This is a genomic window from Novosphingobium sp. (genome assembly GCF_036820275.1).
Lineage (GTDB): Bacteria > Pseudomonadota > Alphaproteobacteria > Sphingomonadales > Sphingomonadaceae > Novosphingobium.
On sequence record NZ_DAISLT010000015.1, the window covers coordinates 76,023 to 99,019 of the forward strand.

A 22,997-nucleotide genomic window follows, 5' to 3' on the forward strand; every position below is an offset into this window, starting at 1 on the left:
TCAGATCCAGATGGCTGGTCAAGACCGCCCCGTCACGCTTGCTGCCATAACCGGCGCGCACGGCGTGACGGGCGAGGTTCGCCTCAAGCTGTTCGGTGAAGGCGTGGCGGCGCTCAAGCGCTACCGCGCCTTCAACGATTCCACCCTGACGCTCGCCAAGCTGCGCGACGACGGCAAGGGCGGCGCGATCGCCCGCTTCGAGGAAGTGCCGGATCGCACGGCTGCCGAGAAGCTGCGCGGCACTGCGCTCACCGTCCCGCGTGCGTCGATGCCGGAACTGGAGGAGGGCGAGTACTATCACGCCGACCTGCTGGGCCTGCGCGCCGTTTCCGATGCGGGTGACGAACTCGGCATCTGCATCGCCGTCGAGAATTTCGGCGCCGGTGACGTGATCGAGATCGAGCGTCCGGTCGGTGAGGATGGCAAACGGCGCCGTTTCATGGTGCCGATGACCCCCGCGGCCGTCCCCGAGTGGGATCACGAACGGCTGGTCATCACCGCCGTCTTCGCGGAAGAATAAAGGAAAGGCCGTCCCTCGGGGCGGCCTTTTCGCTTTCGGGGGCGGTGATCAGGCAAGCGCGGCCTGCGTGCACGAGCGTGCCGCTTCCGCAGGTGTCTGCGGGCAGTCGATGGCGAGCACCAGCGGTGCAACCATGCCCAGGCTTGCCCCCGCGAGAATGCCGCCAATCACGCCGATCCCGGTCAGGCGGGCCCGACGGGCCAGCGGCGATTCCGGCCTTTCCTGTCGCGGCGATCCGCGGCGAAACCGAGCCCTGGCTTTCTCGGCCAGCTTGGCCAGCCCGTTACCGAGCCCTTCGGAAAACCGGTCATGACCGGCGTTCCACTGCTGCATGAAGTGTTGATCCTGCATTGTCCGGTTCCTCCATCGGATGACCGGAATCTGCGCGATCCTGCGTGTCCGCGCCAACAAAGCCTCTGGCGGAACCTATAAGGCAGCCTTATCATCTCGGGATGGACCGCCTGCCGCCCCTGACCGCCGTTCGCGCCTTCGAGGCTGCCGGTCGCCACGAGAATTTCTCGCGCGCGGCCGAGGAACTGGGCATGACCCAGGCGGCGGTCTCCTATCAGATCCGGCAGCTCGAAGACCGCGTCGGCAAGCCGCTGTTCGTGCGCGAGAAGGGGCGCGTACGCCTTTCCGATATCGGGCGTCGGCTGCTTCCAGCCCTGACCGGAGCCTTTGCATCGATGACCGATGCCTTCGCCGCAGTGTGGAGCGAAGACGAGAATGTGCTTTCGCTCAACGCTTCCGTCTCCATCGGCGCGACTTGGCTGAGCGAGCGGATTGGGCGCTTCCAATTGCGCCATCCCGATCTGGCGGTGCGCATGTCGCTCAGCAATGAGGTGATCGATCTCGCCACATCGCCTTACGATGCGGCGATCCGCGTCGGTTTCGGCAAGTGGGAGGGCTTGCGCGCCGAATTTCTGTTCCGCCAGCACTTTTCGCCAATCTGTTCGCCCGCTTTCCTTGAAAAGAATCGGATCGAAAGGCCGGAAGACCTGCTGACCGTGGAGCGCTTTGCGCCGAACGATCGTTGGTGGGCAGGCTGGTTCGCCGCCGCCGGGATCGGTACGCTGCCGCCGCCGCGAACCGGGATCGTATTCGACAACCAGCTTCAGGAAGCGACCGCGATGCGCGATGGGTTCGGCATCGCGCTGCTGTCTCCGCTGTTCTGGCGCGCGGATCTGGAAGCGGGGCGCCTGGTCCAGCCCTTCAAGACGCTCTACTACGTCGGACCCGCGCAATGGCTGGTCCATTCGGAAAGCCGCGTGGGCGTGCGCAAGATCGAGCGCCTGCGCGAATGGCTGCGCGAAGAGATCGCCGCCGACCGCGCTTTCCTGCCTGCCGAAGTCTGGGAGCCGCTCTGAAAGGCGCAATTCCGGCGCTTCCCCCTTGCCGCAGCCGCCGAATTGGGCTTTGCGCGGGGCATGACTTTCAACGCGACCGTCCTCACCCTCTATCCGGAGATGTTCCCTGGTTCGCTCGGCGTCAGCCTTGCGGGCAGGGCGCTGGCGGAGGGCAAGTGGGCCATGAACCCCGTCCATATCCGCGATTTCGCGACCGACAAGCACCGCACCGTGGACGATACCCCCGCAGGTGGCGGCGCCGGAATGGTGCTCAAGGTGGACGTTCTGGCCGCTGCCATCGACCATGCCCGTGCGATCAATCCCGACGCGCCGATCATCGCCATGACGCCGCGCGGGAAGCCGATTTCGCAGGCCCGCGTGCGCGAACTGGCCGAGGGCCCCGGTGTCACCATCCTGTGCGGCCGCTTCGAAGGTTTCGACGAGCGCATCTTCGAGGGCCGTCAGGTGGAAGAGATGTCGGTCGGCGATGCGGTGCTTTCGGGCGGCGAACCCGCGGCAATCCTGCTGTTAGACGCTTGCATTCGGCTGCTTCCCGGCGTAATGGGCGCGGCTTCCAGCGGGACCGAGGAATCGTTCGAGGACGGTCTTCTCGAATACCCGCAGTTTACCCGACCCACCGAGTGGGAAGGGCGCACGATCCCTGAAGTGCTGCGATCGGGGGATCATGCGAAGATCGCCGCCTGGCGGAAACGGCAGGCGGAGGAAGATACACGGTCACGCAGGCCGGACCTTTGGGAACGTCGCAGTGACGTTCGGGGCCAGTCTGCCTCTGGTGCGCGGCGCAAAAACGAGGACTTAGGTTCATGAACCTGATTCAGCAGATCGAGGCCGAGGAAATTGCCAAGGCCGCCAAGGATATCCCGACCTTCCGTCCGGGCGACACCGTCCGCGTCGGCGTGAAGGTGGTTGAAGGCACCCGTACCCGCGTCCAGGCTTACGAGGGCGTGTGCATCGCGCGCTCGAACCGTGGCATGGGTTCGAACTTCACCGTCCGCAAGATGAGCTTCGGTGAAGGCGTGGAGCGCGTATTCCCGCTCTACTCGCCGAACATCGATTCGATCACCGTTGTCCGTCGCGGCGTCGTGCGTCGTGCGAAGCTGTACTACCTGCGTGGTCGTACCGGCAAGCGCGCCCGTATCGCCGAGCGCCGGGTCAACGACGTCAAGGCGTAAGCCCTGGCCGATTGTCCGGCTCGCAAGGGCCGGACAGCCTGAGAGGCGGTTCGATTTCGAACCGCCTTTTTTGCGCCCGGCTTCTGCCGGCGCGTTTTCGGGGACAGGCGCTTTTCGAAAAGCGCCGCTCACCTTTAACCCGGTCTTTACCGAGTTGAATCCATTCGCGGAATGGTTCGCAATCCGCCGCGAGGCGGGGCCCTGCGAACGTGCCCACATCTTCTTGGCGCCTTCACGGCCGGGGCGGATATCTCCACCCGCACCATGCTGCGCTGCACAATTCGGAAATTGTCATCTGGATGGCGGAAAAACGCGATAAACTGCCAGTTTTGGTTTTGTTTAGGCTTTGACACCGTGGGTAAAACCCGCTCAATTCCGTCCGTCCTGAGGCGATTCAGAATATCCCATCGCATCCTTCCATTGAAAGCTTAGGGGGTTCCCATAATGAACAAGAACGATCTCATCAGCGCTGTCGCGGACACGAGCGGTCTTACCCGCAGCGATGCCACCAAGGCTGTCGAAGGCGTGTTCGATGCCATCACCGGCGCGCTGAAGTCGGGCGACGAAGTTCGCCTCGTCGGCTTCGGCACCTTCTCGGTCGCCAAGCGCAAGGCCTCGACCGGCCGTAACCCGCGCACCGGCGAGCCGATGGAAATCAAGGCTTCGGCTCAGCCGAAGTTCAAGGCCGGCAAGGGCCTCAAGGACGCTGTCAACTAAGCATCCTTGCAGCCTGCTGCGCCTCGCAGGCTGAAAAGATTACGCCGCGCCGACCACAGGGTCGGCGCGGCGTTTTTCGTTTTGCAGTCGTAAGCGGCAGGGGCGTGAGCCGCCTGCCGCTCGGGATCAGGGTGTCAGTTTGACCAAGGCGGTCGGAGCGGCCGGTGTGCGGGGATCGATCTTCCACACCAGCGCCTTGCCGTTCGGTGCCGGAGCCGGGCCTTCGTCGGTATTGTTGGCCAGGACCTCGCCGTCGGTGGTCAGGGTGAACGTTCCGTCGGCCTGGACCTCGCCCGGCTTGGCCTCGCTGTCCCCATCGCTGCTGCTGTCGCCGAAGCCGCTCATCAGCGAACTCATGCCCGAGGTGCCGCCCTGCGGGCCGAATGAGGGGGCTGCCATCCGCACCGAGCCGTCCCGGCGCAGCGTGAGCTGGACGAAGCTGTTGCTCATCGCGAAGCCCTCGATGGTGGGGAAGGCGAAATCGTGGTCGAGGCGCCCGGTCATCGCGAAGTCGACATCGAACTTGCCGTTGCCCACGTAGACGACCTTGTTCCACCCCACCTGGCGGCGCAGTTTCTCGGCGATCTGTTCGCCGGCCTGGGGATCGCTGGGATCGAGGCCGCCGGTCAGCATCTGAGCGGCCTTTTCGTCGCTCTTCTTCTTTTCGGCGCTCGACTTCTCCCAGTCGGCCTTCTGCTGGGCGAGTTCCTCGTCGGTGCAGGTGCGCTCCTCGTAGTCGTCGTTGTGGCAGGCCTCCGGCTCGAAGGTCTTGGGCTTCGACATCTGGAGGGGCACCATCACGATCTCGCCCGCATAGCGGAAGGTGAAGGTGCGATTCTTGCGCAAGTCGAGCGTGGAGGTGAACTTGCCCGGTGCGAAGATGCAGGCCGTCGCCAGCAGGGCGAGGGCGGTGACGCCCAGCCCTGCGAGAAGGCGGCGTCCCCATGGACGCCGTTGGATGCAATTCATGATCTGTGCCCCTCTGATAGACGATTACGCAGGCCGGGTCGCTGCGGCGTAGAGCGCGATGGCGGCAGCGTTGCTGACGTTCAGGCTCTCCATGGCGTCGCTGATCGGCAGCTTGGCGATCGCGTCGCAGTGCTGGACGATATTGTGGCGCATGCCGTCGCCCTCGGCGCCGAGCACGAGCGCGACTGGCCCTGCGGGCAGGGCCTCGCCGAGCGTCGACTGCGCCGTGCCGTCGAGACCGATTCGCCAGTAGCCCGCCTCGGCGATTTCCTCGAGCGCGCGCGCGAGGTTCACGACGCGGACCCAGGGCAATACTTCCAGCGCGCCCGATGCGCTCTTGGCCAGCGTGCCCGATTCGGGCGGTGCGTGGCGATCCTGCGTGACGATGGCGCAGGCGTTGAAGGCCGCCGCCGAGCGCATGATGGCGCCGACGTTGTGGGGATCGGTCACCTGATCGAGCACGACGACAGGGCGCGAGGGATCGCCGTCGAGAACGTCGTCGATGAAGATGTCATCGAGTGGCGCACATTCGAGCACGAGGCCCTGGTGCGGCGCGTCGCGCGCGACGAGGCGGGCGAGGTCGGCGGGTTGTGCCCATTCCACGGGGAAATCGGTGGGCAGTTCGCCGTCGAGTGATTCGACGCCTTCGCGAGTCGCCCAGAGCTTGCGGTGGCTGCGATTCGGATTCTTGAGCGCGGCCTCGACGGCGTGGCGGCCCCAGAGGCGAACCATGCCTGTGCTCGCACGCCCGCTGCCACGGCCGTTCTTCATCCGGCCTGCGCGGCCGCGCAGCGGTTTCCCGGAGCGGCCGCCTTCGCGGTCACCGTCTTGCCGGTCGCTACGATTGGTCATGAAAATTGTCCTTATTCGAAAAAACTATGCCGCTCCTGCCATTCCCCCCATTGACAGGCAAGGCCGGGTTCTACATAGGCGCGCTCCTCGGCAGCGAGGCTCTGGTTTCGGAGCTTCAACACAACGGGTCTTTCGATAGACGGACCCCCGCCAGTAACTGGTGTGGACAGGTGGCCGAGTGGTTAAAGGCAGCAGACTGTAAATCTGCCCGTGCAAGCGTACGCTGGTTCGAATCCAGCCCTGTCCACCACCGGTTCTCTTCAAAAGAGCATTCCCTTCGGGGACCCCGGACCCTATCCCCGTCATGAAATATCCCCGCCAGTCCGGCGATTGGGAACGCGGCGCGCCTCCCCGGCATTGCGGGAGGTGTGCACAGTGACTAGAGGACGGTGATGCCCGGAGAAATTCTCGATAATCAGGGACGCGGCGAAGCGTCCTGGAGCTGGCCTTCCGTTCATCCGGAGGGTCGTAAGTTCGGCGCCATCGCCGCAGCCCTGGCGCTGGTCGGCTGGATCGTGTTCGGCCCGCTGGTCGGCCTGCCGCTGGTTCTGCTGACCTATTGCGTGCTGGCGTTCTTCCGCGACCCCGTTCGCGTGACGCCGCAGGACGATCGCTACATCGTGGCGCCTGCCGATGGCCTGGTGACGCTGATCGGCAAAGTTTCGCCGCCGCGCGAACTGACGGTCGAGGACGGCAGCGGATCGCAGCCGATGCCGACCGAGCCGGTGACGCGCATCTCGATCTTCATGAGCGTGTTCGACGTTCACATCAATCGTAGCCCCATCAGCGGCACGGTGCGCCGGGTTATCTACATTCCCGGCAAGTTCCTCAATGCCGACCTCGACAAGGCCAGCGAAGAGAACGAGCGCCAGCACATCCTGGTCGAGCGCGGCGATGGCCTGCGCGTCTGCTTCACGCAGATCGCCGGTCTGGTGGCGCGCCGTATCGTGCCGTTCGTGAAGCCGGGCGACATGATCGCCGCCGGTCAGCGGATCGGCCTGATCCGCTTCGGCAGCCGTGTCGACGTCTACCTTCCGGCCGGGGTCGAGCCGAAAGTGCTCATGGGCCAGCGCATTGTCGCCGGCGAGACGGTTCTGGCCGAACTCGGCTCGGCGCCCATGATCGAGGGTATCGCGCAGTGAACGGCGAGCCTGGCGGCATTCGGGGTGATGCAGGGGAGGGCGCCGCAGAAGGCGACGGTCAGCGCCTGCGTCGCCGCTTGGCCGGCGGGCTGCCGATGCGCGTTTTCGTTCCCAATGCCATTACCGCCGCCGCGCTCTGCTCGGGCCTTACCGGCATTCGCTTTGCGATCGGCGGCGACTATCAGCGAGCGGTCCAGGCGATCATTCTGGCGGGTCTGCTTGACGGTATCGACGGCCGCGCCGCGCGCCTGCTGAAGGCGCAGACGCGCTTCGGTGCGGAACTGGACAGTCTGGCCGATTCGATCTCGTTCGGCGTTGCGCCCGCGCTGATCGTCTATCTTTGGACCTTGCACCAGCTGCCCAGCATGGGCTGGATCGCCGCGCTGGCCTTTGCGATCTGCTGCGTGCTGCGTCTGGCGCGTTTCAATTCGCGTCTCGACGAACTGGACCAGCCGCACAAGGAAGCCGGTTTCCTGACCGGCGTACCCGCGCCGCTCGGCGCGGGACTGGCGTTCCTGCCGATCTATCTCTGGATCGCGACCGGCGTATCCGAGTTCGCCAATCCGATCGCGGTCGGTGTGTGGATGGTGCTCGTCGCCGTCCTGATGATTTCCAGCCTGCCGACTCTGGGCTGGTCCCGCATGCGTCCGCCGCCCAGCATGCGCCTTGGTGTCCTGGCCTTGGTGGGCCTGACCGTAGCCGCGCTGTTGACGGAGCCGTGGTACACGCTGGCGGTCATCACACTCGTCTATCTGGTGCTGATCCCGATCGGGATCGCCGCTTATGCGAAGTTCAGGCGGCGAGTTCCGCTCCAGACTCCAGTCCGGGCCACTCCAGGCCAGGCCGTTCCGCCGCATTCCACTGCGGGTGACGGCGAGGACGCGCCGAACGGTCCTTTCTGAGCGTGGCGAGCGCGGGCAGAGGCACGCGTTCGACCGTTCGCCAAACTATTGTCAGCGATTCGTCGCAGGCGCGAAGCTGCGCCGGAAGCGCACGGGCGGCGCCGAGATGGCGACGCCAGCTTGCGGCGATGACCTGGGCGGAGACCAGTGCAGCCACGGCGAAGAGACAGGCGGCAAAAGCAGTCATGACCGTTCCTTTCGAACCATCGTCCATGATCCCGAAATTTCCCGTGAACCCGAAGCGGGCGGCCGTTGCTGCCCCTGTGGAGAGCTTGTGGAAAATTCAGAATCGTTCTATTAATGTTCCTGTGATGCTGTTGTTCTCAATTTGTTCTCACGCTGTCAAGCTGAAAACCTTTGGTTCTCGCGGCGCGATCCAGGCCTTTGCGGGAACTTCGGCATGAGTGCGGATACACGCGGCGCACTGGCGGAGCTGGAAGGGCTGCGCGACTGGTGCGAGGAGAATCAGTTCGAGATCGAGGAAATCGATTCCGAGGAACTCGTGCTCACCGATCAGGAGACGGACAGCGTCTGGTCCGTGTTCGGCGTCGAAGACTGGATTCAGATCAAGGGCCTCGTTCTTGAGGAAGTGGAACCGGGGCCGGCGCTGTGCCTGACCTTGGCGCGTTTGCATGACCGTCTGCTGGGGTGCCGGTTTTCGATCGATGCGCAGCACGGGTTGATCATCATCGTGGACCTGATGCCGTCATGCCGTTCGGGGGAGGCGGTCGCCGAGGCCATCATGCAGATGCAGGCAATCATCGATCACACCAGCGATCTGATCGAGGAAGCCATAGCCAACGAGGTGCCGGCCGATGATCGCACGATCGATCATGCCTTCAGGCTGGAAGGCTCACGGCGCCTGCACTAGCCGCTGCTCACGCCGGATGGTGCGATGCCGAGCGACTGGCTCGCGGTCGCCGGCTTGCCGCGGATTTCGGCTCTGACGCGGTCCATCGCCTGCTGCTTTCGCGATGCCGAGCGTCGCCGAGCGCGGGAACGAAGTCCAGCCAGGCGACGAGGAGCGTTCTTGCGGCCACGGCCGCTGCGATTCCGAACAGGATGGATATGACGGCATTCATGGGCTGCGTCCCTTGGTCCGCGTCCTCTCCCCCGAAAGGCGTTGCTTGATGGAAATCCCGCAAGGCCCGTCGCGAAGCGCTTTTTGCGGCGACGGTCTGCTGGGGATCACTCTGTGGAAAAACGGTTGGAGGCAGTTGGTTTCCGGCAGGAAACCGGGCTTTCGCGGCTCTGCGACGAACCGCCTCAGCGCAACGCCGGATCGCGAAGCAGATTGGGGCTGGCCTTTTTCAGGGAATATCGCTAAGGGCGGCCCCGCTCGACGAACGATACCGAATTGGCGGTATTCTGCGACTCGGGCAATCCACATGGAAAGCGCACATACCGGTGCTTTGACGGTCGGGTTTCCCATCCGCCAGGTTCCTGCTTTCCAGAGGCTCAACCGGAAAGGAATTCTATTATGGCGGCACCTGTCGTCACCATGTCGCAGCTCATCGAAGCCGGCGCGCACTTCGGTCACCAGACCCATCGCTGGAACCCGCGCATGAAGCCGTACATCTTCGGCGCGCGCAACGGCATCCACATCATCGACCTGTCGCAGACCGTGCCGCTCTTCGCGCGCGCTCTCGAATTCGTGCAGTCGACCGTCCAGGCCGGCGGCAAGGTGCTCTTCGTCGGCACCAAGCGCCAGGCTCAGGAGCCGATCGCCCAGGCCGCTCGCGCCTGCGGTCAGCACTTCGTCAACCACCGCTGGCTGGGCGGCATGCTCACCAACTGGAAGACCATCTCGGGTTCGATCAAGCGCTTCAAGGCTCTTGAAGAGCAGCTGGCGGGCGACACCACCGGCCTGACCAAGAAGGAAGTCCTTCAGCTGACCCGCGAGCGTGACAAGCTCGAGCTGTCGCTCGGCGGTATCCGCGACATGGGCGGCATCCCGGACGTGATGTTCGTGATCGACGCCAACAAGGAAGAGCTGGCCATCAAGGAAGCCAACGTCCTTGGCATCCCGGTCGTCGCCGTGCTCGACACCAACGTGAACCCGCAGGGCATCGCCTTCCCGATCCCGGGCAACGACGACGCCAGCCGCGCCGTGCGCCTGTACTGCGAAGCGATCGCTCAGGCTGCCACCAAGGGTGGTCGTGACGCGCTCGTCCAGAGCGGTGCCGACATCGGCGCCATGGACGTGCCGGTTGCCGAGGAAGCAGTCGAGGCCTGATAGGTCCGGCGACGACTTTTTCGTCATGGAATTGTCGCGCGCCGGGTCCAATGGGCCTGGCGCGCGTTTCATTTCCGGGTCGCGATGCGGCCTGGGGCATTTTAAGGCCGTGAAATGCGGCCCCACCAAGCAAAAGGATTTGAGCGATGGCTTACACCGCCGCTGACGTGAAGAACCTGCGCGAGCGCACCGGCGCCGGCATGATGGACTGCAAGAAGGCCCTCGACGAAACCGGTGGCGATCTCGAAGCCGCCGTTGACGCGCTGCGCGCTCGCGGTCTGGCCGCTGCCGCCAAGAAGTCGAGCCGTACGGCTGCCGAAGGTCTGGTCGGCGTTGCCGTCACCGGCACCAAGGGCGTTGCCGTCGAAGTGAACTCGGAAACGGACTTCGTTGCGAAGAACGACCAGTTCCAGGACTTCGTCCGCAAGACCACCGAAGTCGCTCTCGGCGTTGCCGGCAACGACGTGGAAGCCCTCAAGGCTGCTGCCTATCCGGGCGGCGGCACCGTTGGCGACGCGCTGACCAACAACGTCGCGACCATCGGTGAGAACCAGCAGGTTCGCCGCCTGAAGACCGTCGAAGTCGCTCAGGGCCTCGTCGTTCCCTACATGCACAACGCTGCTGCGCCGAACCTCGGCAAGATCGGCGTGCTCGTCGCTCTTGAATCGGAAGCTTCGGCTGACGTTCTAGAAGCCCTCGGCAAGCAGATCGCGATGCACATCGCCGCTGCCTTCCCGCTGGCCCTCAACGCCGACGATCTCGACGCCGAGCTGATCGCTCGCGAGCGCAAGATCGCCGAAGAAAAGGCTGCCGAATCGGGCAAGCCCGAAGCCGTGCAGGCCAAGATGGTCGACGGCGCGATCGCCAAGTATGCCAAGGAAAACGCTCTGCTCTCGCAGGTCTTCGTCATGGACAACAAGACCCCGATCCAGCAGGTCGTCGACCAGGCCGGCAAGGACGCCGGTGCCAAGATCGTGCTGAAGGACTACGTCCGCTTCCAGCTCGGCGAAGGCATCGAGAAGGAAGTCACCGACTTCGCAGCCGAAGTGGCTGCTGCCGTCGCTGGCTGATTCTTCGGGCTGATCCTTCGGGATACCGAACAAGAGAAGGGCCGGGAAGCATTGGCTTCCCGGCTCTTTTTCTTTGCCTGCTCGATGGGTCAGTAGGCTGCCGTAAACCGCGCACGGCTGTGCTTGGGGGCTTCGAGTTCGTCGACCATGGCGATGGCGTAGTCGGCGAAGCTGATCTTGCTCTCGCCGCTGTCGTCGGTGACGAGCTGGTCGGTGCCGGGGCGATAGCTGCCGGTGCGCGGACCTTCGAAGATCAGCGCGGCGGGGGAGAAGAAGGTCCAGTCCACATCGTCCACCTGCCGGAGCGCGTCGAGGAAGGTGATGCCGCCCAGCGCGAAGGGCTTCCATTCCTCCGGGAAGTCAGGCGAATCGATCACGCGAACGCCCGGTGCGACTTCGAGGCTGGCGGCGCCGCCGGTGACCAGCAGGCGCGGAACCCCCGCCTTGCGGATCGCGGAGAGCAGGGTCTCGGCGGAAACATCGAAGTGCAGGGCGCTGATCACCGCGTCGCTGCCGGCGATGAGGGCTGCAAGGGCTTCGGGATCGGCGGCATCGCCCGCTTTCGCGACGACGCCGTCGATGGCCGGGATCTTCTCGGGATTACGGGCCAAGGCGAGGACCTGATGGCCGCGTGCGGCGGCTTCCCTGGTGATTTCCGATCCGGCGCGGCCGCTGGCGCCGAGGACTGCAATCTTCATTCCGGATACTCCACTGGTTTCCAATAGTGACCAAGTGTGTCATGGAGTGTGCCTATGCAAGAAGGCACTTTCATCGCACCGGGTTACCCGGAGGAAACCGGGGCCAGGCAGCCGGACGTCTACGCCGCGAACTGTCCGACCCGGCAGCTGCTCGACCGCATTGCCGACAAATGGAGCGTGCTGATCCTCACGACGCTCGGTTCGGGGCTTGGCGCGGGCGAGATGCGCTTCAATGCGTTGAAGCGCCGGATCGACGGAATCTCGCAGAAAATGCTGAGCCAGACCTTGCGCTCGCTGGAGCGGGACGGGCTGGTCGCGCGCCGTGTCGTGCCGACCGTGCCGGTGACGGTCAGCTATGCGATTACCCCGCTTGGCAGCGAATTGATCGAAGCGCTTCAGGCGATGATCGACTGGGCCGAGCGGCGCATGGCCGAGGTCGCGCTCTCGCAACTCGCCTACGACGCGCGGGAGAAGGAGCTGGCGGGCCTGTCCTTTTGAGTGCGGAAGTCCATTCCCGATCTTGAAATGATATAACATGACGGTAAAGCGCCTGGAATGAACCGTCTCGAAGCCTCTTCCACGTCTCGCCCGCGCATCGTGGCCATCGATGCCTTGCGGGGGCTCGTCATGCTGCTGATGCTTGTCGATCATACCCGTGAGTTCTTCTACCTCGACCGGCAGGTGTCCGATCCGATGGATCTCGACGCCACCGATCCGGCTCTGTTCTTCACGCGGCTTGCGGCTCATTTGTGCGCGCCGGTCTTCGTGGCGCTGACCGGGGTTTCTGCCTGGCTCCACGCGCGCGGAAACGCGGCGAAGGCGAGCGAATTTCTGGCCAAGCGCGGCCTGTTCCTGATCGTGCTGGAAGTGACCGTGGTGAATTTTGCCTGGACCTTCGATCCGCTGCCCCGGACCTACTTCCTCCAGGTGATATGGGCGATCGGCCTGTCGATGCTGGCGCTGGCGGCGCTGGTGCGCCTGCCGCGGACCGGAGTCCTCGTCATCGGTGCGGTGCTGGTTCTGGGGCACAATCTCCTCGACGGAATTACGGTCGATCCGCAGGCGCCGGGCCATGCGCTCTGGGCGATCCTGCACCAGCGAGACCTGATCCAACTGCCTTGGGGAGCTGCCGCGCGCACGTCCTATCCGGTGCTGCCGTGGATAGGTACGATGGCGCTGGGCTATGCCGCCGGACCCTGGTTCGGGCGGGACGCCGATCCCGGCGCGCGGGGCAGGGCGCTGCTGCTGTTTGCGGCGGTCGGCCTGGCCCTCTTCGGGGTCCTGCGCGCAGTGACGGGCTATGGCGATACGCAGGCCTGGGATCTGACCGGCGAGGCCATGCATGACGCCATGGCTTTCGTGAACGTCACGAAGTACCCGGCTTCGGCCTGCTTCCTGCTGCTCACCTTGGGGGGCGGTGCGCTTCTGCTCGATTTCTTCGAGCGGGCTGACAGGGAGGGGCGCAGCCGCCCGATCCGCTGGCTGGCGGTGCTCGGCGGAGCGCCACTGTTCTTCTATATCCTGCATCTCTATCTGCTTCACGCCGGGAACCGCATCGCCGGTGCAGTGCTGGGCGCCCCGGGCCTGCTCAGCGTGCCTTCGGTGGGCTGGATCTGGGCGGTCGCGGCGCTCGTGGCCGTACCGTGCTGGTTCGCCACCCGACGCTTCGGTGCGATCAAGCGCGCCAGTTCGGCCTGGTGGATGCGCTATCTCTGATGGGGTAGAACGGACCGCCCCGCGCTCATCCACAAGCTCGCCCCTTGGCAAGCCGCCCGCGCGCTCCTAAAGCCGGGCGAAATGCCCAGAGGAGATTGTGCGGCCATGAGTTCTTCCCCCTACAAGCGCGTCCTTCTCAAGCTGTCGGGCGAAGTCTTGATGGGAAGCCAGCAGTTCGGAATCGATCCCGAATTCGTTACCGAGCTTGCCAAGGAAGTGAAGGCGGCCAAAGAGACCGGCCTGGAGATCTGCCTGGTCATCGGCGGCGGCAACATCTTCCGCGGCATGGCCGGCGCCGCGCGCGGCATGGACCGCGCGCAGGCCGACTACATGGGCATGCTGGCCACCGTCATGAACGCGCTGGCGATGCAGAACGCGCTGGAGCAGATCGGCGTCGAGACCCGCGTGCAGTCCGCCGTGCAGATGGACCAGGTCTGCGAGCCGGTGATCCGTCGCCGCGCCGAGCGTCACCTGGAAAAGGGCCGCGTGGTGATCTTCGCCGCCGGCGTCGGCGCGCCCTATTTCACCACCGATTCGGGTGCCGCCCTGCGCGCCGCCGAAATGCGCTGCGATGCCCTGCTCAAGGGCACCAGCGTGGACGGCGTCTACGATAGCGACCCCAAGACCAACCCGGACGCCCAGCGTTACGATTCGGTCGACTACGACACCGTCCTTGCCGACAACCTGAAGGTGATGGACGCTTCCGCCGTGGCGCTCTGCCGCGACAATTCAATCCCGATCGTCGTGTTCTCGATCCGCGAGCAAGGCAATCTTGCCACCGTTCTCGCGGGCGGCGGCACCAAGACGGTCGTCCAGAAAGGAGCCTGATCCATGGCCAAGTACGACAAGGCGGACCTCGAGCGCCGCATGAACGGTGCGATCGAAGCGCTGAAGCACGACCTCTCGGGCCTGCGCACCGGCCGCGCCAATACCGCGCTGCTGGAGCCGATCATGGTCACCGTCTACGGTGCCAACACCCCGATCACCCAGGTCGCGACGATCTCGGCGCCCGAACCGCGCATGCTTTCGGTGCAGGTCTGGGACAAGTCGAACATCGGTCCCGTCGAAAAGGCGATCCGTTCGGCCGGTCTGGGTCTCAACCCGATCAACGACGGCAATACCTTGCGCCTGCCGATCCCGGATCTGACCGAGGAACGCCGCAAGGAACTCGCCAAGCTCGCCGGCTCCTATGCCGAGAAGGCCCGCGTCGCCGTGCGCAACGTGCGCCGTGACGGCATCGAGAACCTGAAGGCCGACGAGAAGAAGAAGGAAATCTCGGAAGACGAGCGCAAGCGCGGCGAAACCGAAGTCCAGAAGCTGACCGACGACATCATCAAGCAGCTCGACGACGTCTTCGGCTCCAAGGAAAAGGAAATTCTCGGCAAGTGAGGCGCGCAAGCCTCGCCGCGAGGGAGACCCGATGGCCAAGGTAGACCCTGCGAAGGGTGATCCCGTTTCGGCGCGCCACGTTGCCATCATCATGGATGGCAACGGGCGCTGGGCGAAGAAGCGCCACCTGCCGCGCGTGCTGGGTCACCAGCGCGGCGTGGAGGCGGTGCGCCGCGTCGTGCGCGGCGCGCGGGAGATGGGGCTGGAAGCGCTGACGCTCTACGCCTTCTCCACCGAGAACTGGCGGCGGCCGGAGGAAGAGGTCTCCGACCTCATGAGCCTGATGAAGCGCTTCATCCTCTCCGACCTAGATGAGTTCGCGGCGGCCGGTGTGCGGCTCAAGATCATCGGCGATTACCAGGCGTTCAAGCCCGATGTCGTCGAACTGATCGAAGGCGCGGTGGCGAAGACCGCCGCCAATACCGGCACCACGCTGGCGGTGGCGCTGAACTACGGCTCGCAGGACGAGATTGCCCGCGCGGCGACCAAGGCGGCGGCACAAGGCCCGATCACGCCGGAAACCATTGCGGTGCAGCTCGACACGGCGGATCTGCCGCCGCTCGACCTGGTGATCCGTACCTCCGGCGAAGTGCGCCTGTCGAACTTCCTGCTCTGGCAGGTGGCTTATGCCGAAATGCTGTTCACCGACGTGCTGTGGCCGGACTTCACCGCCGAGCACCTGCGCCAGGCGCTCGAAGACTTCACCGCCCGTGAGCGACGCTATGGCGGACGCTGATCCCCCGAAGAAGAAGTCCGACCTCGGGGTGCGGACGGTTTCGGCGGCGGTCATGCTGGTCGTCGCCGGTGGCGCGCTCTGGCTGGGCGGGGTGGTCTGGACCGCTTTCGTCTGCGCCGTGGCGCTGGGCGTGCTGTGGGAATGGGTCCGGCTCGCACGCGGCGGCACCCAGCATCCGGGCGAGCGGGCGGCGTTCAATTTCGGCGGCATGCTCTATGTCGGGATCGGCGCGGCGATGCTCCTGTTCCTGCGCAATCCCTTCTTCAGCCTCGCCCCGTTGCTCACGATCCTGCTGGCGGTGATCGGCGTGGATGTTGGCGCCTACTTCACCGGGCGCACCTTGCGCGGCCCGAAGATCGCACCGTCGATCAGTCCGTCCAAGACCTGGTCGGGGCTGCTGGGCGGCGTGCTCGGCGCGACGCTGGTGCTGTTCGGTGCCGCACGGTTCTGGCAGGAGGGGCTGCTTTCGGTCCATCCGCAGGGCAATGCCGCAGACGGCCCTGCCTGCTTCGGCATGCAGCCCTGCTGGTATCTGACCGCGAACGCGCTGCCGCTCTTCGTCACTTGCCTGCTCACCGGCATTCTCGTCGCCGTTTGCGCGCAGGCGGGCGACTTCTTCGAAAGCTGGATGAAGCGCCGCGCCGGGGTCAAGGATTCCGGCAATTTCATTCCAGGCCATGGCGGTTTCTTCGACCGGCTCGACGGCTTGCTGGCCGTGCTTTTCGTGCTAGGCCTGATGATCCTTTTCCAGCCACGATGATGAGCATGCGCACCATATCCGTTCTCGGAGCCACCGGCTCCATCGGCGCATCGACGCTGGACCTCGTTCGCCGCAATCCGGAAAGTTGGCGCGTCGTCGCGCTGACCGCCAACGGCAACGTGGCCGAACTGGCAAAGCTGGCGGTAGAACTTTCCGCCGAACTCGCTGTCGTCGCCGACGAGGCCCGTCTCCCCGAACTGCGCGCGGCGCTTGCTGGGAAGGGCATCGAGACTTCAGGCGGCGCTGCGGCGCTTGTGGAAGCGGCCGCGCGCGGCGCCGATGTCACGGTCGCCGCGATCGTCGGCTGCGCGGGTCTGGCGCCGACGATGGCCGCGATCGAGCAGGGCGGCATCATTGCGCTGGCCAACAAGGAAGCGCTCGTCTCGGCGGGCGAAGTGATGACGGCAGCGGTCGAGCGCCATGGCGCCACCTTGCTGCCGATCGATTCCGAGCACAACGCGATCTTCCAGTGCCTCCAGGGCAACAGCCTCGACCATGTCCGCTGGATCACGCTCACGGCGAGCGGCGGTCCGTTTCGTGACTGGTCGCTCGACCGGCTGACCCTGGCCACCCCCGCGCAGGCGATCAAGCATCCGAACTGGGACATGGGCGCGAAGATCAGCGTCGATTCGGCGACGATGTTCAACAAGGGCCTCGAACTGATCGAGGCGCATTATCTCTTCCCGATAGGTCTCGATAAGCTCCGCATCATCGTCCACCCGCAGTCCGTCGTCCATTCGATGGTCGAGTACCGTGACGGATCGACGCTGGCACAGCTTGGCCCTTCCGACATGCGCGTGCCGATCGCTTCGGCGCTGGCCTGGCCGGAGCGGATGGACACCCCCTGTGCGCCGCTGGATCTCGCCGAAATCGGCGAACTGACCTTCCGCAAGCCCGACGAAGTGCGGTTTCCCGCAACCCGCCTCGCCCGCGAGGCCGCGGAAGCGGGCGGCGGCATTCCCGCTGTGCTCAATGCCGCGAACGAAGTGGCCGTGGCTGCCTTCCTTGGCGGTCAAATCCCGTTCACGCGCATCGCCGCACAAGTCGAGGACGTGCTCGGCGCCTACGCGCCGCCCGCACCTGCGAGCCTGTCGGACGTACTTGCGGTTGACGGCGAGGCGCGAGCAAGGGCAAGCATGCTGGCCGGGACTGCGTAAAGAGACGCGGTCCATATAGGATTCCCTGAATTGTGACCGCATCGCCCAACCTGCTGACGACGATTTTCGCATTCCTGCTGGTGCTCGGGCCGCTCGTGCTGATCCACGAGCTTGGCCACTATCTGGTCGGGCGGCTGTTCGGCGTGAAGGCGGATGCCTTCTCGATCGGCTTCGGCAAGGAGATCGCGGGCTGGACCGACAGGCGCGGCACCCGCTGGAAGCTCTCGATGCTTCCGCTGGGCGGCTACGTCCAGTTCGCAGGCGACATGAACCCCGCCTCGGCACCCACTGCCGGGGAAGACGGTCTGACGGCCGAGGAGCGCGCGAAGACTTTCCATGTGAAGCCGCTGTGGCAGCGCGCGCTGATCGTCTTCGCCGGGCCGCTGACCAACTTCGTGCTCTGCGTGCTGATCCTGGCCGGTTTCGTCTATGCCCACGGCCGTCTGATCGCGGAGCCGGAAATCGTCGGTTTCTCGGAAACCTCGTCGGCCAAGGCTGCGGGGCTGGAAATCGGCGATCGCATCGTTGCCATCGACGGCGACAAGATCTCCAGCGTCACCGAGATACCCGAACATACCGTCTACTTCCCGGGCAAGACCGTGAACCTCGCCGTCGAACGGCAGGGGCGCACTCTGGTTCTGCCGACGAAGATCGCCGGTGAAGAGGTCAGCGACGATTTCGGCAACAAGGCCAAGATCGGCGATCTGGGACTCGATTTCGCGGTTCCGGTGGTCAGCGGGATCATGGAAGATTCTCCGGCGGAGGAGGCCGGAATGAAGGTCGGCGACCGGATCGTCGCTGTCGGCGAGACGCCGATCAACAGCTTCCGCGAAGTGCCGCCGCTGGTCATGCCGCTGGCCGGGAAGCGCACCACCGTCACCGTGATGCGGAGCGGCGAGGCCCATGTCTTGCCGATGACCATCGGCAGCGCCGTTCAGAAGGACGAGAAGGGCCAGTCGGTCACCGTCGGCAGGATCGGCGTCGAGTCCGGTTTCGGTCGTCTCGAAAAGGTCGGTCCGCTCCATGCGCTGGGCATCGGCGTCGAGCGCAGCTTCGGCCTGATGGGCACGATCGTCACCGGAATCCGCCAGATCGTCACCGGCGACCGCTCGGTTCGCGAGCTTGGTGGGCCGATCAAGATCGCCAAGTATTCGGGCGAGCAATTCTCGCTCGGATGGGAGCCTTTCGTGGGCTTCGTGGCGATGATCTCGATTAACTTGGCATTCATCAATCTCCTGCCAATTCCTGGGCTCGACGGTGGACACCTGGCTTTCTACGCGGCTGAACTGGTCCGTCGTAAGCCCTTGGGACTACGCAGTCAGGAATGGGCGATCCGAACCGGGGTGGCACTTGTGCTTGCCCTGATGCTGTTCGTCACTGTCAACGATCTGGCATCTCTTCCGATTTTCGGGGGCCTGAATTTCGGGGGATAGCCTGGAGAATTCATCAGCCATCACATTTCCGCCGGGATTGGCTGCTTGATTGGACGTCGTCCATCGGGCAGATGGGCGCGATTGCCTGTCGACATGACGGGTAGCCTGGCGGGTCGGTCGAAGTCCTCGCGAAAGCGAATACGGGAATTTGCGTAGAATGATCGGATTGGAAATGGGTCGCAGCACTGAAGCTCGCCGTGCGCCGCAGCTTGCCGTAGTGCTTCTGGGGACCACGATCCTCGCTGGAGCGCCTGTCGCCGCTCTTGCCCAAAATGCACCGGCAACCGCACCTGCATCCGCTGCTCCGGTTGCGGCGCCTGCGCCCGAAGCCGGCGAAACGATTCAGACGATCCAGGTCAAGGGCGCCGAGCGCCTCGAACCGCAGACCGTGCTGTCCTACATCCAGCTGCGCGTCGGCCAGACCTACACCAAGGCGGCAGGCGATACCGCGCTAAAGGACCTTTACGCGACCGAGCTGTTCTCGGATGCACAGGTCAGCAACGACAACGGCGTCGTGACCATCACGGTCAAGGAAAACCCGGTCGTCAACCGCATCATCCTCGAAGGCAACAAGCGCATCAAGGACGACAAGATCCTGCCGGAGATCAAGGTCTCTCCGCGCCAGATCTTCACGCGTTCCAAGATCCGCGCCGACGTCGCCCGCATCATCGAGTTGTACAAGCGCCAGGGCCGCTACGCCGCGACGGTCGAGCCGAAGATGGTCAACCTGGACCAGAACCGCGTCGACATCGTCTTCGAGATCACCGAGGGCGACAAGTCCAAGGTCCGCCAGATCAACATCCTTGGCAATGAGCATTTCTCGGCCGGTGAACTGCGCGCGCAGATGGTGACCAAGCAGGCCCGCTTCACGCGCCTGTTCAGCTCGGGCACCAGCTACGATCCCGACCGCATGGCCTTCGACCAGCAGAAGCTGCGCCAGTTCTACCTGACGCAGGGTTATGCCGACTTCCGCGTCGTCTCGGCGGTGGCGGAACTGACGCCGGACAAGAAGGACTTCATCATCACTTATGTGGTGGAGGAAGGTAAGCGTTACAAGTTCGGCGATGTGAAGGTCGAAAGCCAGCTGCGCGACTTCGACGGCGAGAAGCTGGCGAAGAACCTGACGATCCACAAGGGCGACTGGTACGACGCGAAGAAGGTCGAGGACACGATCGAGGGCCTGAACGACACCGCAGGTGCCTTCGGCTACGCCTTTGCCGACGTGCGTCCGCAGTACGATCGCGACAAGGAAAACCTCACCATGGGGCTGACCTTCGTGATCCAGGAGGCGCCGCGCGTCTATGTCGAGAAGATCGACATCAACGGTAACACGCTGACGCAGGACAAGGTCGTCCGCCGGGAGTTCCGTCTGGCCGAGGGCGACGCCTTCAACTCGCTCCAGGTCAAGCGCTCGACCAACCGCATCAAGTCGCTCGGCTACTTCCAGGAGAAGTTCGAGGTCGAGCAGAAGCCGGGCAGCGCCGAGGACCGCATCATCCTCGAAGCCAACCTTGAGGAAAAGCCGACCGGCGAGCTCCAGCTTTCTGCCGGTTTCTCCAGCCTCGAACGCTTCATTTTCCAGGCCTCGATCCGCCAGCGCAACTTCCGCGGCCGCGGTCAGACGATCGGTCTGTCGGGCAGCTATTCGTCCTACTCGAAGTCGATCGAAGCCAGCTTCGTCGAGCCCTATCTGTTCGACAAGAACGTGTCGCTGGGCGTCGATATCTATCGCCGCGACTACAACAGCTTCAACTACTACAACTCCGACCGTAACACGACCTACCAGCAGTCCACCACCGGCTTCCAGGTCCGTGCCGGTGTGCCACTGACCGAATATCTGACCGCGATTGGCCGCTATACGCTCAACTATGACGACGTCTCGCTCGATAGGGGGACGTACTATACGATCGATCAGAACGGTAACTACACTTGCGATCCTTTGCGTGCAGGTCGTTATCTCTGCGACGCCATCGGCAAGCGCCTGAGTTCGATCATCGGTGGATCGCTGATCTACGACAATCTCGATAACCGCATGCGTCCTACGCGCGGCGAGACCATTTCGGCGAACGTGGACGTTGCCGGCCTTGCCGGCGACGTGAAATATTATCGCGTTCGTGGTAACGCTGCGAAGTATTGGCCACTTGGCAAGGGCTTCATTTTCTCCATTCAGGGCGAAGGTGGTCTTATCAAGGGCTGGGGCGGTAACGATATTCGCCTGACCGACCGTTTCTATCTCGGCGAGCCGCAAATTCGCGGTTTTGGCATTCGCGGCGTCGGTCCGCGAGTGGTGCGTCAGTACCTTACCGCGGACAGCGATGGAAATTACACCGTCAACGGTCAGGATTCGGACGACGCGCTTGGGGGCAAGTATTACTACATGAGCCGGGCGGAGCTGGAAATTCCGCTGGGTTCCGGTGCGCGCGAAATGGGCCTGCGTCCGTCGATCTTCGTCGATGCTGGGGCGGTATGGGCGATCAAGTCTCCGGCGCTGAGCGATTGTAAGGCTGGCTGTTTCATCGGTTCGCGTGATTCAAGCGGCAATCAGCTTTACACGCAGACGGCGTCGGACGGCACGACGTCAACCACGACGAGTGCGACGAACACGGTGACGGGCGCTGCGAACGCCGCGATCGGTACCACCAGCTACTTCACCGAATCCTTCCTCGGCAACACCTGGAAGCCGCGTGTGGCCGTCGGTTTCGGCGTGAACTGGAACTCGCCCTTCGGGCCGTTCCGCATCGATATTTCCAAGGCGCTGCTCAAGTACGACGGCGACAATACCAAGACCTTCACTTTCAACGTGGGAACTCAATTCTGATGAACATGCTTCTCAAGTCCGCCGCTCTCGCCTCGGGCCTGGCGTTTGTCGCTCTCGCCCAGCCTGCGCTGGCGCAGGCCGTGCCCGCGTCGAAGGTTGCCGTGGTCGATCTCGACCGCGTTGCGCGTGAGTGCAACGCCTGCAAGACTGCCAACCAGTCGCTTCAGCAGCAGATCCAGGCGTTCGAAGCCCGTCGCAACCAGCTCCAGACCTCGCTCCAGCCGGAAGCCCAGGGCCTCGAAACCGCCGTCAAGGCGCTGAACGGCAAGCAGCCGGACGCCGCGCTGCAGACCCGCATCCAGGCCTACCAGCAGAAGGAACAGCAGGCTGGCCAGGAGCTGCAGGGTCAGCAGCAGCAGATCCAGCGCAACCAGGCCTATGTCGGCCAGCAGATTCAGGCGCAGCTCCAGAACCTCTACAAGCCCGCGATGCAGAAGCGCGGCGCCAACGCGCTCGTCGAAGTGGGCCAGACGCTTGCCTACGATCCCGCGCTGGACGTCACCACCGACGTGCTGACCGCGCTCAACGGCGCGCTGACCACGATCAACACCACGGCACCGGCTCCGCAGCAGCAGCCGGCTCCGGCGGCCTCGGGCCGTTAAGGGCAGCGGCGGGTTAAAGCGATGAGCGATTCGACCGAGTTCGTCTATGACACCGCGAAGATCCTGGCGGCCCTGCCGCATCGCTACCCGATGCTGCTGGTCGACCGTGTGGTTTCGTTCGACGAGAACGAGATCCACGCGGTCAAGGCCGTGAGCTTCAACGAGGACTTCTTCCAGGGGCATTTCCCCGGCCGTCCGATCATGCCCGGCGTCCTCCAGATCGAGGCGCTGGCGCAGGCGGCGGGGATCCTCGCCATCGAATCGCTCGGGCTCGCCGGAACCGGAAAGCTCGTCTATTTCATGGCGATCGAGGAAGCGAAGTTCCGCAATCCGGTAACCCCAGGCAACCTGCTCGATCTGCGCGCCGGCTTCGTCCAGAAGCGCTCGCGCGTCTGCAAGTTCTGGGGCAAGGCTTCGATCGGCGACAAGGTGACTTGCGAAGTCAATTTCACCGCGATGATCGCGGATGCCTGAGCAGCACGCCTGACAGGGCGGGGGAAGGCTCCGGTCGTCCCCTTGACCCTTGCTTTTTTGGGGGCTCCCGTGTATGGGCGCCGCTTTCCCAAGCAGGCCGGTCGGAACCGGCCATATGCGAAGAGAGATACGACATGAAGGCCGATACGCATCCCGACTACCACATGATCACCGTTCAGATGACCGACGGTTCGACGTTCCAGACCCGCTCGACCTGGGGTTCGGAAGGCGACACGCTGGTTCTCGACATCGATCCGACGTCGCACC

Annotated in this window: 27 protein-coding genes and 1 tRNA gene; 24 read left to right on the top strand and 4 right to left on the bottom strand. The window is 64.3% G+C overall.

What is annotated here, in order from left to right; genetic code table 11:
- Positions 1-10: 10 nt before the first annotated feature.
- Positions 11-520: a ribosome maturation factor RimM gene (gene rimM, locus V7066_RS13675; protein ID WP_334183588.1), complete on the top strand. Its 510-nt coding sequence runs from the start codon at positions 11-13 to the stop codon at positions 518-520.
- Positions 521-568: 48 nt separating this feature from the next.
- Here rimM and V7066_RS13680 read toward each other — a convergent pair whose 3' ends face one another.
- The gene (locus tag V7066_RS13680; RefSeq protein WP_334183589.1) at positions 569-871 is read right to left on the bottom strand and encodes a hypothetical protein; all 303 of its coding nucleotides are present in this window, start codon (positions 869-871) and stop codon (positions 569-571) included.
- A 101-nt stretch (positions 872-972) separates the two neighbouring features.
- Between V7066_RS13680 and V7066_RS13685 the strand changes: the two genes are divergently transcribed.
- The 4 genes from V7066_RS13685 (at position 973) to V7066_RS13700 (ending at position 3,776) form a co-directional block, all read left to right on the top strand.
- The gene (locus V7066_RS13685) at positions 973-1,887 is read left to right on the top strand and encodes a LysR substrate-binding domain-containing protein (RefSeq protein ID WP_334183590.1); all 915 of its coding nucleotides are present in this window, start codon (positions 973-975) and stop codon (positions 1,885-1,887) included.
- 60 nt (positions 1,888-1,947) lie between these two features.
- A complete protein-coding gene (gene trmD, locus V7066_RS13690; RefSeq protein WP_334183591.1) occupies positions 1,948-2,694 on the top strand; it encodes a tRNA (guanosine(37)-N1)-methyltransferase TrmD in 747 nt (248 codons plus the stop codon).
- Positions 2,691-3,059 carry a 50S ribosomal protein L19 gene (gene rplS, locus V7066_RS13695; RefSeq protein WP_334183592.1) on the top strand — a complete coding sequence of 123 codons (369 nt, stop codon included), beginning with the start codon at positions 2,691-2,693 and terminating at the stop codon, positions 3,057-3,059. Before trmD ends, rplS begins: the two co-directional genes overlap by 4 nt.
- 444 nt (positions 3,060-3,503) lie before the next feature.
- Entirely contained in the window at positions 3,504-3,776 is a 273-nt protein-coding gene (locus V7066_RS13700) for an HU family DNA-binding protein (protein ID WP_334183593.1), read from the top strand.
- Between the two features lie 126 nt (positions 3,777-3,902).
- Here the strand turns inward: V7066_RS13700 and V7066_RS13705 are convergent, their stop codons facing one another.
- Complete coding sequence (locus V7066_RS13705) at positions 3,903-4,745, bottom strand: hypothetical protein (protein WP_334183594.1); 843 nt, start codon at positions 4,743-4,745, stop codon at positions 3,903-3,905.
- A 24-nt stretch (positions 4,746-4,769) separates the two neighbouring features.
- Positions 4,770-5,597: a TrmH family RNA methyltransferase gene (locus V7066_RS13710; RefSeq protein WP_334183595.1), complete on the bottom strand. Its 828-nt coding sequence runs from the start codon at positions 5,595-5,597 to the stop codon at positions 4,770-4,772.
- 164 nt (positions 5,598-5,761) lie between these two features.
- On the opposite strand from V7066_RS13710, the gene V7066_RS13715 reads away from it, so the two are divergent.
- The 7 genes from V7066_RS13715 (at position 5,762) to tsf (ending at position 10,947) form a co-directional block, all read left to right on the top strand.
- Positions 5,762-5,847 (top strand) — tRNA-Tyr (locus tag V7066_RS13715).
- Between the two features lie 142 nt (positions 5,848-5,989).
- Positions 5,990-6,739, top strand: a complete 750-nt coding sequence (locus V7066_RS13720) for a phosphatidylserine decarboxylase (RefSeq protein WP_334183596.1) — start codon at positions 5,990-5,992, stop codon at positions 6,737-6,739.
- Positions 6,740-6,834: 95 nt separating this feature from the next.
- The gene (pssA, locus tag V7066_RS13725; protein WP_334183658.1) at positions 6,835-7,641 is read left to right on the top strand and encodes a CDP-diacylglycerol--serine O-phosphatidyltransferase; all 807 of its coding nucleotides are present in this window, start codon (positions 6,835-6,837) and stop codon (positions 7,639-7,641) included.
- Positions 7,642-7,826: 185 nt separating this feature from the next.
- Complete coding sequence (locus V7066_RS13730; RefSeq protein ID WP_334183597.1) at positions 7,827-8,045, top strand: hypothetical protein; 219 nt, start codon at positions 7,827-7,829, stop codon at positions 8,043-8,045.
- A complete protein-coding gene (locus V7066_RS13735; RefSeq protein ID WP_334183598.1) occupies positions 8,042-8,512 on the top strand; it encodes a hypothetical protein in 471 nt (156 codons plus the stop codon). The genes V7066_RS13730 and V7066_RS13735 overlap by 4 nt, the downstream gene beginning before the upstream one ends.
- A gap of 609 nt (positions 8,513-9,121) precedes the next feature.
- Positions 9,122-9,877, top strand: coding sequence for a 30S ribosomal protein S2 (gene rpsB, locus V7066_RS13740; RefSeq protein WP_334183599.1), 756 nt, complete (start codon positions 9,122-9,124; stop codon positions 9,875-9,877).
- Between the two features lie 146 nt (positions 9,878-10,023).
- A complete protein-coding gene (gene tsf, locus V7066_RS13745; RefSeq protein WP_147219298.1) occupies positions 10,024-10,947 on the top strand; it encodes a translation elongation factor Ts in 924 nt (307 codons plus the stop codon).
- Positions 10,948-11,036: 89 nt separating this feature from the next.
- Here the strand turns inward: tsf and V7066_RS13750 are convergent, their stop codons facing one another.
- Complete coding sequence (locus V7066_RS13750; RefSeq protein ID WP_334183600.1) at positions 11,037-11,645, bottom strand: NAD(P)-dependent oxidoreductase; 609 nt, start codon at positions 11,643-11,645, stop codon at positions 11,037-11,039.
- A gap of 54 nt (positions 11,646-11,699) precedes the next feature.
- Here V7066_RS13750 and V7066_RS13755 point away from each other — a divergent pair, with 54 nt between their 5' ends.
- From V7066_RS13755 to rpmE, 12 genes are all read left to right on the top strand, one after another.
- Positions 11,700-12,143 (top strand): winged helix-turn-helix transcriptional regulator, encoded by a 444-nt coding sequence (locus V7066_RS13755; protein ID WP_334183601.1) that lies wholly within the window; start codon positions 11,700-11,702, stop codon positions 12,141-12,143.
- Between the two features lie 57 nt (positions 12,144-12,200).
- Complete coding sequence (locus tag V7066_RS13760; protein WP_334183602.1) at positions 12,201-13,361, top strand: DUF1624 domain-containing protein; 1,161 nt, start codon at positions 12,201-12,203, stop codon at positions 13,359-13,361.
- A 105-nt stretch (positions 13,362-13,466) separates the two neighbouring features.
- On the top strand, positions 13,467-14,189 hold the full coding sequence (pyrH, locus tag V7066_RS13765; RefSeq protein WP_334183603.1) for a UMP kinase: 723 nt from the start codon (positions 13,467-13,469) through the stop codon (positions 14,187-14,189).
- 3 nt (positions 14,190-14,192) lie between these two features.
- Positions 14,193-14,750, top strand: coding sequence for a ribosome recycling factor (gene frr, locus V7066_RS13770; protein ID WP_334183604.1), 558 nt, complete (start codon positions 14,193-14,195; stop codon positions 14,748-14,750).
- A 31-nt stretch (positions 14,751-14,781) separates the two neighbouring features.
- Positions 14,782-15,486, top strand: a complete 705-nt coding sequence (gene uppS / locus V7066_RS13775) for a polyprenyl diphosphate synthase (RefSeq protein ID WP_334183605.1) — start codon at positions 14,782-14,784, stop codon at positions 15,484-15,486.
- Positions 15,473-16,246, top strand: a complete 774-nt coding sequence (locus V7066_RS13780; protein WP_334183606.1) for a phosphatidate cytidylyltransferase — start codon at positions 15,473-15,475, stop codon at positions 16,244-16,246. Before uppS ends, V7066_RS13780 begins: the two co-directional genes overlap by 14 nt.
- A gap of 5 nt (positions 16,247-16,251) precedes the next feature.
- Positions 16,252-17,403 (top strand): 1-deoxy-D-xylulose-5-phosphate reductoisomerase, encoded by a 1,152-nt coding sequence (locus V7066_RS13785; protein ID WP_334183607.1) that lies wholly within the window; start codon positions 16,252-16,254, stop codon positions 17,401-17,403.
- A gap of 32 nt (positions 17,404-17,435) precedes the next feature.
- On the top strand, positions 17,436-18,836 hold the full coding sequence (gene rseP / locus V7066_RS13790) for an RIP metalloprotease RseP (protein WP_334183608.1): 1,401 nt from the start codon (positions 17,436-17,438) through the stop codon (positions 18,834-18,836).
- Between the two features lie 172 nt (positions 18,837-19,008).
- On the top strand, positions 19,009-21,654 hold the full coding sequence (gene bamA, locus V7066_RS13795; RefSeq protein ID WP_334183609.1) for an outer membrane protein assembly factor BamA: 2,646 nt from the start codon (positions 19,009-19,011) through the stop codon (positions 21,652-21,654).
- Positions 21,654-22,256 carry an OmpH family outer membrane protein gene (locus V7066_RS13800; protein ID WP_334183610.1) on the top strand — a complete coding sequence of 201 codons (603 nt, stop codon included), beginning with the start codon at positions 21,654-21,656 and terminating at the stop codon, positions 22,254-22,256. Before bamA ends, V7066_RS13800 begins: the two co-directional genes overlap by 1 nt.
- Before the next feature lie 21 nt (positions 22,257-22,277).
- Positions 22,278-22,730: a 3-hydroxyacyl-ACP dehydratase FabZ gene (gene fabZ / locus V7066_RS13805; RefSeq protein WP_334183611.1), complete on the top strand. Its 453-nt coding sequence runs from the start codon at positions 22,278-22,280 to the stop codon at positions 22,728-22,730.
- A 134-nt stretch (positions 22,731-22,864) separates the two neighbouring features.
- On the top strand, positions 22,865-22,997 hold a 133-nt coding region (gene rpmE, locus V7066_RS13810), incomplete at its 3' end, for a 50S ribosomal protein L31 (RefSeq protein ID WP_334183659.1).